The 11,615-nt window shown below is 70.8% G+C and carries 12 protein-coding genes; 5 read left to right on the forward strand and 7 right to left on the reverse strand.

All coding sequences use genetic code 11. The annotated features are described in order from the left end of the window. Window positions 1-140: 140 nt before the first annotated feature. The gene (locus ABD951_RS15295) at window positions 141-2,450 is read left to right on the forward strand and encodes an ATP-binding protein (RefSeq protein WP_345346325.1); all 2,310 of its coding nucleotides are present in this window, start codon (window positions 141-143) and stop codon (window positions 2,448-2,450) included. Window positions 2,451-2,529: 79 nt separating this feature from the next. Here the strand turns inward: ABD951_RS15295 and ABD951_RS15300 are convergent, their stop codons facing one another. Together ABD951_RS15300 and ABD951_RS15305 are read right to left on the reverse strand one after the other, a co-directional pair. Beyond that, complete coding sequence (locus ABD951_RS15300; RefSeq protein WP_345346328.1) at window positions 2,530-3,204, reverse strand: Crp/Fnr family transcriptional regulator; 675 nt, start codon at window positions 3,202-3,204, stop codon at window positions 2,530-2,532. A 199-nt stretch (window positions 3,205-3,403) separates the two neighbouring features. Next, window positions 3,404-3,658: a hypothetical protein gene (locus ABD951_RS15305; protein ID WP_345346331.1), complete on the reverse strand. Its 255-nt coding sequence runs from the start codon at window positions 3,656-3,658 to the stop codon at window positions 3,404-3,406. A 186-nt stretch (window positions 3,659-3,844) separates the two neighbouring features. Between ABD951_RS15305 and nth the strand changes: the two genes are divergently transcribed. The 4 genes from nth to marP are packed head-to-tail and all read left to right on the forward strand — an operon-like array spanning window position 3,845 to window position 7,119. Beyond that, window positions 3,845-4,525, forward strand: coding sequence for an endonuclease III (gene nth, locus ABD951_RS15310; RefSeq protein ID WP_345346390.1), 681 nt, complete (start codon window positions 3,845-3,847; stop codon window positions 4,523-4,525). Window positions 4,526-4,532: 7 nt separating this feature from the next. Then, entirely contained in the window at window positions 4,533-5,210 is a 678-nt protein-coding gene (locus ABD951_RS15315) for a TlpA family protein disulfide reductase (RefSeq protein ID WP_345346334.1), read from the forward strand. Beyond that, window positions 5,207-5,932 (forward strand): NUDIX hydrolase, encoded by a 726-nt coding sequence (locus ABD951_RS15320; RefSeq protein ID WP_345346337.1) that lies wholly within the window; start codon window positions 5,207-5,209, stop codon window positions 5,930-5,932. The genes ABD951_RS15315 and ABD951_RS15320 overlap by 4 nt, the downstream gene beginning before the upstream one ends. Continuing rightward, the gene (gene marP / locus ABD951_RS15325; protein ID WP_345346340.1) at window positions 5,929-7,119 is read left to right on the forward strand and encodes an acid resistance serine protease MarP; all 1,191 of its coding nucleotides are present in this window, start codon (window positions 5,929-5,931) and stop codon (window positions 7,117-7,119) included. Before ABD951_RS15320 ends, marP begins: the two co-directional genes overlap by 4 nt. A 6-nt stretch (window positions 7,120-7,125) precedes the next feature. Here marP and ABD951_RS15330 read toward each other — a convergent pair whose 3' ends face one another. The 5 genes from ABD951_RS15330 to ABD951_RS15350 form a co-directional block, all read right to left on the reverse strand. Further along, window positions 7,126-8,052 (reverse strand): alpha/beta fold hydrolase, encoded by a 927-nt coding sequence (locus tag ABD951_RS15330; RefSeq protein WP_345346342.1) that lies wholly within the window; start codon window positions 8,050-8,052, stop codon window positions 7,126-7,128. 10 nt (window positions 8,053-8,062) lie between these two features. Beyond that, window positions 8,063-8,602: a phage holin family protein gene (locus tag ABD951_RS15335; protein WP_345346345.1), complete on the reverse strand. Its 540-nt coding sequence runs from the start codon at window positions 8,600-8,602 to the stop codon at window positions 8,063-8,065. Further along, window positions 8,599-9,828 carry a Na+/H+ antiporter NhaA gene (gene nhaA, locus ABD951_RS15340; RefSeq protein ID WP_345346348.1) on the reverse strand — a complete coding sequence of 410 codons (1,230 nt, stop codon included), beginning with the start codon at window positions 9,826-9,828 and terminating at the stop codon, window positions 8,599-8,601. The genes ABD951_RS15335 and nhaA overlap by 4 nt, the downstream gene beginning before the upstream one ends. A 193-nt stretch (window positions 9,829-10,021) precedes the next feature. Further along, on the reverse strand, window positions 10,022-10,363 hold the full coding sequence (locus ABD951_RS15345) for a hypothetical protein (RefSeq protein ID WP_345346351.1): 342 nt from the start codon (window positions 10,361-10,363) through the stop codon (window positions 10,022-10,024). A gap of 171 nt (window positions 10,364-10,534) precedes the next feature. After that, a complete protein-coding gene (locus ABD951_RS15350; protein WP_345346354.1) occupies window positions 10,535-11,419 on the reverse strand; it encodes an MBL fold metallo-hydrolase in 885 nt (294 codons plus the stop codon). Between the last annotated feature and the right edge of the window lie 196 nt (window positions 11,420-11,615).

An 11,615-nucleotide genomic window follows, 5' to 3' on the forward strand; every position in this document is an offset into this window, starting at 1 on the left:
CCGGGTGACGAGCGCGGGACCCGGTCGCCGGTGCCGTCGGTTGTCGCACGTGACGCCGCTCGATCCGCCCGTAGCGCAGGACCGGGTCCCCTGGTCGGCGTACGGTGGCGAGGGGGACCGCGTGACGGGAGCGACCCTCGATGGCATCCGCCGTGCGGGGCAGGGCCGGAAACCTGCCCCTCGAGCTGACCAGTTTCGTCGGCCGTCGTCGCGAGCTGACCGAGGCGCGCCGGATGCTCTCGACCGCACGCATGGTGACGCTGACCGGGATCGGTGGGGTGGGCAAGACCCGTCTCGCGCTGCGGGTGGCCGAGGACGTGCAACGGACGTTCCCCGACGGGGTGTGGCTGGTGGAACTGGCCGAGCTGCACGATCCGGGGTTGGTGGCCGATGCGGTCAGCGTCGCCCTGGGCCTGCGCGACGCCGCGCAGTCGCCGCTGGCACTGCTCACCGACCACCTGGCCGGACGTCACGCGCTCCTGGTGTTCGACAACTGCGAACACCAGGTGGAACCGGTTGCGGTGCTGGCCGCGCACCTGCTGCGGGGCTGCCCCGAGCTTCGGATCCTCGCGACCAGCCGGGAACCGCTGGGCATCGGCGGCGAGGTCGTCCTGCGGGTGCCGCCCCTGACGGTCGCCGACGCGGGCAGCGTCGGGTCACCGCGGGACCGGACCGACTCCGAGGCGGTGATGCTGTTCGCCGAGCGGGCCTGTACCGCAGTGCCGGGGTTCGGCCTCACCGACGCCAATCGGGCCGCGGTGACCCGGATCTGCCAGCGGCTCGACGGTCTGCCGCTGCCGATCGAGCTGGCGGTCGCGAGATTGCGCTCGATGTCGCCCGAGCAGATCCTGCAGCGGCTCACCGACCGCTACCGACTGCTGACCCTCGGAAGTCGGGGCTCGCCGACCCGACAGCAGACGCTGCGGATGTGCGTCGACTGGAGCCATACGCTGTGCACCGATGAAGAGCGGACGCTGTGGGCGCGGCTGTCGGTGTTCGCGGGTGGATTCGAACTGGACGCGGCCGAAGAGGTCTGCGGGGGCGGCGCGCTGCCGAACGACCTGCTCGACGGGGTCGCCTCGCTGGTCGACAAGTCGATCCTGATCCGGGAGGAGCAGGGGCCGGTGGTGCGGTACCGGCTCCTGGAGACCCTGGCGGACTACGGCAGGACGAAGCTGCGCGAGGCCGGTGACCCCTTCCTGGTGCAGCGGCGGCACCGGAACTGGTGCGAGGGGCTGGTGCGACGCGCCGAGGCGGAGTGGATCGGCCCCCGCGAGGTGGAATGGATCGCCCGGCTCGGGCGCGAGCAGCCGAATCTGCGGGCCGCGATGGAGTCCAGCCTGACCGACCCGGACGCGACCGACACGGGCCTGCGGATCGCGATCGCCCTGCTGCCGTACTGGATCTGCCGGGGCCAGTTGCGCGAGGGGCGGCACTGGTTCGGTCGATTGCTGGCCGTGCCCGGATCGTCCCCCGAGGAACGCGTCACGGCCCTGTCCGGCGCGGTCCAGCTGGCGGCGCTGCAACTCGACCTCTCGGCGGCCGCGACGCTCCTGGCCGAGGGTCGTCGGCTGGTGGAGGAGACGGACAGTCGCCGGCTGCACGCGTTGATCACCCATGCCGCCGGTCGGCTGGCGATGTACGGCGGCGATCTCCCGCGCGCGGCGGACCGGTTCGGGGAAGCGCTGGACGTGTTCCGAACCGACGGCGACCTGCACCGGCAGATCTGGGCGTTGCAGGGACTGGGCGCGGTCTCCGCGGTTCTCGGGCACGGCGTGCGGGCGGTCGCGTGCCACGAGGAGGTGGTCGCGATCACCGAACCCCGCGGTGAAGTCGAGTACCGGGCCCGCGGACAGTGGCTGCTCGCGCTCGCGCTGTGGCAGCAGGGGGAGCGCCGGAGGGTGAGCGAGCTGCTGGAAGCGGCGCTGCGGTCGAGCCGGCTCGTCGACGACCGGATCGCGGCCGCGGGATGCCTCGGACTGCTCGCCTGGTGCGCGGCCGACGAGCACCGGGAGCGCCGCGCGGCCGTACTGCTCGGCGCCGCAGAGTCGCAGCATCACGCCCTGGAGACCCCGATGGTGGTGGTCCCCGACCTGCACGCGTACCACGAGGAGTGCCGGCAGCGGGTGCTCGATGTCCTCGGCGCCCGGGAATTCGACGTGGCGGTCCGGGAGGGCAGGGACGCGAGTCGCGAGGCCGCGGTGGCCTTCGCCCTCGGGGAACGCCCCTGTGGGGGCCCGCAGCCGACCGGCCCGGCGACGGAACTGACTCGCCGCGAGCGGCAGGTCGCCGACCTGGTGGCCAAGGGGCTGACGAACCGGGCGATCGCCGAGTCTCTGGTGATCTCGCAGCGCACGGCGGAAGGGCACGTGGAGCGCATCCTGACCAAGCTCGGCTTCACCTCGCGGGCGCAGATCGCGGCCTGGGCGGTGGACCGGGAGAGCGGGTGAGGTCCGCGCCGGCCGGGTGTCACGAACGACGACGGCCACCCCGGTGGGGGTGGCCGTCGTCGTTCGTGATCCGGAGTGGCTACCGGGCGCGTCGGGCGAGTCGCTCGGAGTCGGAGATGAGCACGCTCTTGCCCTCGAGGCGGATCCAGCCGCGATGTGCGAAGTCGGCGAGCGCCTTGTTCACGGTCTCGCGGGAGGCGCCGACGAGCTGCGCGATCTCCTCCTGGGTGAGGTCGTGCGTGACCCGCAGCGCGCCACCCTCCTGGGTGCCGAACCGCTGTGCGAGCTGCAGCAGCGCCTTCGCGACACGACCCGGGACGTCGGTGAAGATCAGGTCCGCGAGGCTGTTGTTCGTCCGGCGCAGGCGGCGCGCGAGAACGCGCAGCAGCTGCTCGGCGATCTCGGGGCGCTGGTCGATCCACGACTTGAGGGCGTCGCGGTCCATGCTGACGGCGCGGACGTCGGTGACCGTGGTCGCGGTCGAGGTGCGCGGGCCCGGGTCGAAGATCGAGAGCTCACCGAACATGTCGGACGGACCCATGATCGTCAGCAGGTTTTCGCGGCCATCGGGGGAGCGGCGTCCGAGTTTGATCTTGCCGGACACGATGATGTAGAGCCGGTCGCCCGGTTCGCCCTCGTTGAAGATCACGTGTCCACGGGGGAAATCGACCGGTTGCAGCTGCTTGACCAGCGCGGCTACCGCTGAGGGCTCGACTCCCTGGAAGATGCCTGCTCTGGCCAGGACCTCGTCCACGTGCGCTCCTTCATTGGAAAATCGTTACGGCGGCCGCTGCCGATCGGGCACCGGTCACCGCCTCGGCACGTGTGGTGTGCCGACACATTGTGTGACTAACGTTCGGAGTCTATCGCCCCGACGCGGAACAGTAGTGACCGGCGACACGCTGTGCGAGTCGAATGGTGTGATCGCGGCGATTCGGCGCGGTTGTCGAGGGTCAGCTGGCGCGTCGTTCGGTCAGGTCCCCGTCGGGTGCGGCATTCCGTTTGCGGCGGCGGTTGAAGCGGGCCAGCGCCCGCGGCAGGCCCTCCTGGGCGAGCGTCGCGACCTCGGCATGGCTCGCCTGGTCGAGGAACTCCTGCACCTCCTGTTCACGGACGGTGAGCCTGCGCAGCCGGAATTCCACTCGCTCCATCGCCAGTGCGAACAGCATGAGCAGCACTGGGAAGAGCACCACAGCGAGTCCTTGCATACCGGGCAGTAAACACGGCCAATGTCTCAGAAGCGAAACGATGCGCGAACGGTTGTCGGGGCCATCCGTAGAGTTGATCGGGTGTCGACCACCGCTTCGAAGCCCGCCGCCCGCAGCCGTACCGCGTCTGCCGGCGGGTCTCGCCGCGCGGAGACGCGGCTGGGGTTGGTGCGCCGGGCCCGCCGGATGAACCGGCGTCTGGGCGAGGCGTTCCCGCACGTGTACTGCGAGCTGGATTTCAGCACTCCGCTGGAGTTGTCGGTCGCGACGATTCTGTCCGCGCAGTGCACTGACGTGCGGGTCAACCAGGTGACGCCCGCTCTGTTCGCGCGCTACCGGACGGCGGCCGACTACGCCGGAGCCGACCGCACGGAGCTCGAGGAATACATTCGGACCACCGGCTTCTACCGCAACAAGGCGAACTCGATCATCGGACTCGGGCAGGCCCTGATGGAGCGATTCGACGGGGAGGTGCCCGACAACATGGCGGACCTCGTCAGCCTGCCCGGCTTCGGGCGCAAGACCGCCAACGTCGTCCTCGGCAACGCCTTCGATGTGCCGGGAATCACGGTCGACACCCACTTCGGACGGCTGGTTCGCCGCTGGCGCTGGACCGAGGAGGAGGACCCGGTCAAGGTCGAGCGCGCGGTCGGCGAGCTGATCCCCCGCAAGGAGTGGACGCTCCTCTCGCACCGCGTCATCTTCCACGGGCGACGGGTCTGCCACGCCAAGAAGCCGGCCTGCGGGGTGTGCGTCCTCGCCAAGGACTGCCCGTCGTTCGGCGCAGGCCCGACCGATCCGGCGACCGCGGCGGCCCTCGTGAAGGGTCCCGAGACCGAACACCTGCTCGACCTGGCGGGTCGGTGAACTGAGCGTGCGCGTGTCCAATGCAGGGCGGTGGAGCCTGGCCGTGCTCGTCGTGGTCGCGGCGTTGGTGGTGGCGATCTGGCCGCGCGGCGGCGGTGACGAGGCCGTACCCCGCGGTTACGCCGACTACCGCAGCGGCGGCGCCGTCCCGTCGGCGGTGGAGCGGTCACCCGGTGACACCGACGAGGCGCTCGCGGCGGCGCGGTCGGCGGCGGCGCTGGACTCGTGCCCGGAGCCGGCACCCGGGACCGCTGCGACCGGTCCACTGGCAGGCCTGGACCTCGTCTGCCTCGGCGACGGCCGCCGGATCGACGTCGGCGCGGTCCTGGCCGGCAAACCCGCGGTGGTGAACCTGTGGGCGTACTGGTGCGGACCGTGCGCGAAGGAACTGCCCGCCCTCGACGAGTACGCGCGCCGCGCCGGCGACGCAGTGACGGTGCTGACCGTCCATCAGGACCCCAAGGAGGGAAATGCGTTGTCTGCACTGACCGGGTACGGGGTTCATCTTTCGGGAGTTCAGGACGGGTCGGGTCGGGTCGCGGCCGCGGTCGGGGCGCCCAAGGTGCTGCCGGTGACCGCACTGGTCCGGGCCGACGGCACCGTCGCGGCCGTCCTGCCGCAACCGTTCGACAGCGCCGACGAGATCGCGACCGCGGTCCGCGAGCACTTGGGTGTGGCGTCGTGACCCGCACCGAGCACCCGTCCCCGGAGTGGCTGCGGCGGGTGGCGACCTTGCCGCCGAGCGACGACAACGCGATCAACCCGGTCCTGCGCCGCCAGGCGCCGCAGGGTGCGCGGGTCCGCGACGCGGCGGTTCTGGTGCTGTTCGGCGGGTCCGAGGAGGCCGATCCGATCAGTGTCGGCGGCCTACCCGAGAACGCGGATCTGCTCCTGACCCAGCGCGCGACGACGCTGCGTCAGCACAGTGGACAGGTGGCGTTCCCGGGCGGCGCGGCGGACCCCGAGGACGACGGCCCGATCGCGACCGCGCTGCGGGAGGCCGAGGAGGAGACCGGTCTGGATCCGACCGGGGTCCGGGCGCTCGCCGTGCTGCCGGGGATCTTCGTGCCGCCGTCCGGGTTCGACGTGACACCCGTGGTCGCCTACTGGGACCGGCCGACACCCGTCCGACCGGTGGACCACGGCGAGACCGCCCGCGTCGCGCGGGTGCCGATGCGTTCCCTGCTCGACCCGGACAACCGATTCATCGTCGAGCACCGGCTCGGGTACCGGGGTCCGGCGTTCCAGATCGACGGGATGCTGGTGTGGGGCTTCACGGCGGGCGTGCTCGCCGGACTGATCGCGGTGTCGGGCTGGGAGATCGAGTGGAACCGCCACGATGTGCGGGACCTCGAGATGACCCTCGCCGAACTCGACGCCGGTGTCGCGGAGGTGCACGAACGGTGACCGGCTCGACGTGGATCGACATCGCGGTCCTGGCGATCGCGGTCCTGGCCGCGACGTCGGGCTGGCGGCACGGCGCGGTCGCGTCGGCGCTGGCCTTCTTCGGGGTGGTTCTCGGCGCGGTGGCCGGCATCCTGATCGCGCCGCACGTCCTCGTCCACGTCGACGGCGGACGGGCACGGGTACTGGTGGGGATCCTGCTCATCGTCGGATTGGTGATCGTCGGCGAGGTCGCGGGGATGGTGCTCGGCCGCGCGGCCCGCGGCAGCATGCACAGCCCGGCGGCCCGTTCGGTGGACAGCGTCATCGGTGCCGGCCTGCAGTGCATCGCCGTCCTGGTCGCGGCGTGGCTGCTGGCGATCCCGCTGACCGCGTCGTCGCAGCCGGCCGTCGCGACCGCGGTCCGGGGGTCGAAGGTGCTCACCCAGGTCGACGACGTGGCGCCGGACTGGATGCGCCGGCTGCCCAGCGACTTCTCTGCCCTCCTCGACACGTCCGGGTTGCCGGATGTGATCGGCCCGTTCGGGCGGACACCGATCGCGGTGGTGGACCCGCCGGACCCGGCGATGGCACAGAGCCCGGTCGCGGTCCGGTTGCAGCCGAGTGTGCTGCGGGTGCGCGGGGTCGCACCGAGCTGCCAGCGGGCCCTCGAGGGCTCCGGGTTCGTCGTCGCTCCCGAACGGGTGATGACGAACGCGCACGTCGTCGCCGGAACCAACCAGGTCGTCGTCGACACCGGGGACGGTGCGCTGACCGCCAAGGTGGTGCTGTTCGATCCCTCGGTCGACGTCGCGGTGCTCGCGGTCCCCGGGCTCGACGCGGCCCCGTTGCCGTTCGCGCCGCGGCCGGCGAGCTCCGGCGACGACGCCCTCGTCCTCGGGTATCCCGGCGGTGGCCCGTACACCGCGAGCGCCGCTCGGATCCGGGAGACCCTCGACCTCAACGGCCCGGACATCTACCGCGCCCGGGACGTGACACGTGAGGTGTACACGGTCCGCGGGTCCATCAAGCAGGGCAATTCGGGTGGTCCGCTGGTGGACGCCCAGGGCCGGGTGCTCGGGGTGGTGTTCGGAGCGGCGGTCGACAACAGCGACACCGGATTCGCGCTGACCGCAGACGAGGTGTCGCGCCAGCTCCGGCAGGCCGTGGGCGCGAACGTCGCGGTCGGCACCGGGGACTGCATCCTCTGACGCGCGTCAGTCCCGCAGGGCCTCGATCAGTGCGGCGGAGACGTCGTCGGGTCGTTCCCAGTGGACGTGGTGCCCGGCGCCGGGGACGGTGTGCAGGCGCAGCTGCGGCGCCCAGCGCGTGTCGGACCGCAGCGTCGATCGCAGGACGTAGGGGTCGGCGTCGCCGTGGATCTGCAGTACCGGGATCTGCAGAACCTGGTCCATCGCGGTCATGAACCGGCGGCCGTCCGGACGCCACTGGCTGCGGAACGCCCACCGCTGGTATTCGAGGCTGCAGTGCGCCGCGCCGGGGATCTGGATCGCGGACCGGTTCCGGGTGACGACGTCGTCGAAGTCGTCCGGTCGCCGAACCGGTCCGGTGCGTCGCTGCAGGAGGAGTTCGATCGCCGCGCCGTCGTCGCGGACCAGGCGGCGTTCGGGCCGCCACGGCAGTTGGTATCCGAGGAACGCGGGCAGGAACGCGGACCGCTGCGGGCGCCGCCGGAGGACCGCCCGTTTGAGGGAGATCGGGTGCGGTGACGCGATGAGCGCGATCGAGCGGACCAGGTGCGGGTGCAGGACGGCGGTCGCCCAGCACACCAGCCCCCCGTCGGCGTGCCCGACGAGTGTCGCCTCGGTGTGTCCGAGTGCCCGGATCAGTCCCGCGACGTCGCCGGCGAGCGTCCAGCCGTCGTAGCCGCGGGGTGGTTTGTCGCTGTCGCCGTAGCCACGCAGGTCGATCGCGACGGTCCGGTGGCCGGCGTCCGCGAGCGCGGTCAACTGGTGGCGCCACGACCACCAGAAGTCCGCGAAGCCGTGCAGCAACACCACCAGCGGTGTGCCCGGGTCGGTCGGGCCGGCTTCGACAGCGTGGAAACGGATGCCGTTGGCGTGCACGTCGCGGTGCCGCCACGGCCCGTCGATGCGGACGGTGGACGGGTCGGGTGGGGTCACGGCGCTCGGGTCAGGGAGCGGTTCGGCGGGCGTACTCGCCCGGGGTGTAGTCACCGGGGGCGGGGGCGCCGTTGGTGTAGCCGGCCTCGGCGGCCTGCGGCAGCACCGTCGCGGCCTGGCGCAGCGAATCGATCGTCTTCTCCGGTGCCCGGAGCTTGCGCACCCGCAGGTAACCGAGCAGTGCCAGTATCGCCGTGACGACGACCATCAGCAGGAAGACGATCAGGAACGCCAGCCAGCGGGGCACCCACAGGTCGAGCAGTTCGGCGAGGAAGAAGAAGAAGAAGAACGCGCTGAACACGAGCACCGACAGCGCCAGGATGAAGAACAGCGAGCCCTGCAGGCCCTTCTTCACCTCGCCGGTGACCTCGGCCTTCGCGAGTTCGACCTCGGCGCGGACCAGCGTCGAGACCTGCGCCGTCGCGTCCTTGACGAGGTCGCCGATGGTGGCGGGCCCGGGACCGTGTGCGTCGACGTCGGTCAGCGGAATCGACGAGATGGTGTTGGGCACCCCGTTTCCGGTTCTGCCGCTGCGGTCGCTGATGCTCACGTCGTAGCCCCTCTGTTGTCGTCGTCCGATGGTCGGAGGTCGGTGGCGGCGCGTGCCCGGTGGACACGCCCCCGGCGCAACAGTAGCGCCGACCCGATCAGCGACGCAGCCAAGGACGTGAGGAGGACCGCGGCCTTGGCCTTGTCCTGCTCGGTGCCGTCGAGTGCCAGCTCGGTCACCAGCAGGCTGACGGTGAAGCCGATCGCCCCCAGCACCGACAGCGCGAACACGTCCCGGAACTCGAGGCCGGCCGGCTTCACGGCGAGCCTGAACCGGACCGTCAGCCACGAGACCCCGAAGATGCCGATGATCTTCCCGAGCAGCATGCCGAGGATGATCCCGAGGGTGAGCCGGTCGGTGAACATCGACCCGAGCACCTCGGCGTTGATCGGGACGCCGGCGGCGAACAGCGCGAACAGCGGCACACACACGCCGGCGGACCACGGCTGGAGGCGGTGCTCGAGCCGAACGGCGGGTGCGTCGTCCTCGCCGGGGTCGCGTCGCACCCGGGTCAGGAGACCGAGCAGGACACCGGCGAGCGTGGCGTGAATCCCGGCCTGGTGCATGCAGTACCAGGTCAGCAGGGCGAGCGGGACGTACAGCCACGGACTGGTGATCCGGCGGTGCTGGGCGTACCAGTATCCGGCCGCGCAGAGGAGGGAGCCGAGCAGCCAGCCCAGCGCGATGGTCGCGGTGAAGACGGTCGCGATGATCATGATCGCGAGCAGGTCGTCGACGACCGCGAGGCTGAGCAGGAACACCCGGGCGCCGGCCGGGATCTGGGACCCGGTGAGGGAGAGGACACCCAGTGCGAACGCGATGTCGGTTGCGACGGGGATCGCCCAGGCCTGCTCGATCCCCGGTTGCCCCCACCCGACGGCGAGGGTGATCAGTGCCGGGGTGACGACACCGCCGACCGCCGCGATGATCGGCAGCAGCGCCTTCCGGCGGTCGGCGAGTTCGCCGACGACGAGCTCGCGTTTGAGTTCCAGTCCGGCGACGAAGAAGAAGATCGCGAGCAGGCCGTCCTGCACCCAGTCCGCGACGCTCAGGTTCAGGTGCAGTGCGCTCGGGCCGATCACATGGTCGCTCAGCGTGGTGTAGGCGCCGGACCACGGCGAGTTCGCCCAGATCAGGGCGATCGCGGCGGCGACGAGGAGGATCGAGCCACCGACCGTTTCAGTGCGGAGATAGCGCGAAAGTTCGGAGCGCAACTGCTGGATCACGGGCCTCTCCTGATTGCGGACAGCATGGGGTGCGTGCCGACCAGACTTCCCGGCGCTCCGAGTGAATTCTAACGTGATCCTTGCGCGTGCCGACGTCGGGTTCCGCGCCCGACCTGCTCTGACTGCATGGATTCTGTTGTTCTGCACCGCTTTTGGCGCCGGCGACTCGGTGTGTCGCGGCGAGGGCGCGTGGTCAGGGGGCGGCGGGGAACTGGCGGCTGCAGTTCTGGCGAGCAGGGGCATACGGGGCGTAGTCGACCCGTCCGCCGCAGGTGACGCCGTACCTGTTGTACGTGACCCATCTCGAGTCCGAGGTGTTCAGCCGCGTCTGGACGGTCAGGCTGTCGCACGCCTGCATCGACCCCCGCTCGCACCGCTGTGCGAGGTAGTGGAAGTACCAGTCGCCACCCTGCGGCGCCGCGCTCGGCGGCGGGAGTGCGGCAGCGGACGCCGTCGCCGCGCCCCCTCCGAGCAGGATCGCGACGGCGGCGGCGAGGGTGGCTGTGGCGGTGGCAGCGCGGGCGTGACCGGACATGACTGACGCTCCCCGAAGTCGACGAGATCTGCGTGGTCGCGACCTGCATGTCGGGCGAACGTGAAAGCAATTGCGAATCAACGTGATCCGCGACGGTCGTGGGCGAGCAGACGCTGCCGGCCACCGCTGAATTCTATGCCCAGCGGCCGGCGGCGACAAGATCGCCGCTGGTCACGGACCCGTGCGGTCGGATGCCGGAACCAGGATCGAGAAGTGATCGAACTCGATCTCCGCGACCGGACAGCCGACGGCGTCACGGGTTTCCCGGGCATGATGACGCGTGTCGGCGATCCCGGCGAACGCGTCCGCGACCGACTGCAGGACGTACGGCGGCGCGATCACCCGGCCGAAGTGACTCATCGCGACGAGCGACACCTCGTCCTTCACGGCGGCGAGGCGCGCGGTGCTGGCCGCGAAATCGGCGAGGTTCGAATCCGCCTCGTGTGCATAGATCGGTCCGGAATTGACCGTGTCACCCGCGAACAGGATGCCGGTCGCCGAATCGTGCAGGCAGATGCCGTCGGGCGTGTGACCGGGTGTGTACAGCACCTCGAGGACGCGTCCGCCCAGGTCGAGCCGGTCACCGTCCGCGACGGTGGACCGCGGCCGGCTCGGGCGGATCTGCCACGTGTCGCGGTCGAACCCGCCGGGCAGGGCGGCCGGTTCGCTGTCGGAGTCGAACAGATGAAGCAGCTCGCGGTCGAGTTCGCGGATGGAGGTCGCCGCGTCCAGGACCAGGTCGTACTGCTCGAGGTAGTCGCGGAGCTCGGACGGCGGGGGAGTCGACGCGAGCCGGTCGGCGCCGTACGGGTGGATCACCACCTCGTCGAACTCGTGGTTTCCGCCGATGTGGTCGAAGTGGTGGTGGGAATTGACCACCAGGATCGGGAGCGGCGTGATCGCTTCGACGACCGGCCGCACCGGCACGAATCCCATCCCGGTGTCGAACAGCAGCGCGCGTTCGGACCCGACGATCAGCCACATCGTGACGTGACCTGCCTCCGTGATGCTCCAGACGCCGTTCGCGACCGGACTGACGCGGTGCCACTCGGCCATGACTTGTTCCTGTCGACGGATCGTGTGCGCCTGCGGTTGGCGCCCGTTCATGGTGACGCCGACCACTCAACTCGTCCAGGCGCGATGCCGAGGCCGTACCGACCACGGGTTTCGATCCGCCACCGGGCTGTGACCAGGCGATTTGCGGGACGCGGGGCGATCACGTAACTTTTGTCGAGTCAGAGCGACACGGACA

This window comes from Rhodococcus olei, assembly GCF_039540555.1.
Taxonomy (GTDB): domain Bacteria; phylum Actinomycetota; class Actinomycetes; order Mycobacteriales; family Mycobacteriaceae; genus Rhodococcus_G; species Rhodococcus_G olei.

Coding starts and splice junctions, on each gene's coding strand:
- ABD951_RS15295 (WP_345346325.1), top strand. CDS start 141: ATGGCATCCGCCGTGCGGGGCAGGGCCGGAAACCTGCCCCTCGAGCTG.
- nth (WP_345346390.1), top strand. CDS start 3,845: ATGAACCGGCGTCTGGGCGAGGCGTTCCCGCACGTGTACTGCGAGCTG.
- ABD951_RS15345 (WP_345346351.1), bottom strand. CDS start 10,363: ATGTCCGGTCACGCCCGCGCTGCCACCGCCACAGCCACCCTCGCCGCC.
- ABD951_RS15350 (WP_345346354.1), bottom strand. CDS start 11,419: ATGGCCGAGTGGCACCGCGTCAGTCCGGTCGCGAACGGCGTCTGGAGC.
- ABD951_RS15305 (WP_345346331.1), bottom strand. CDS start 3,658: ATGCAAGGACTCGCTGTGGTGCTCTTCCCAGTGCTGCTCATGCTGTTC.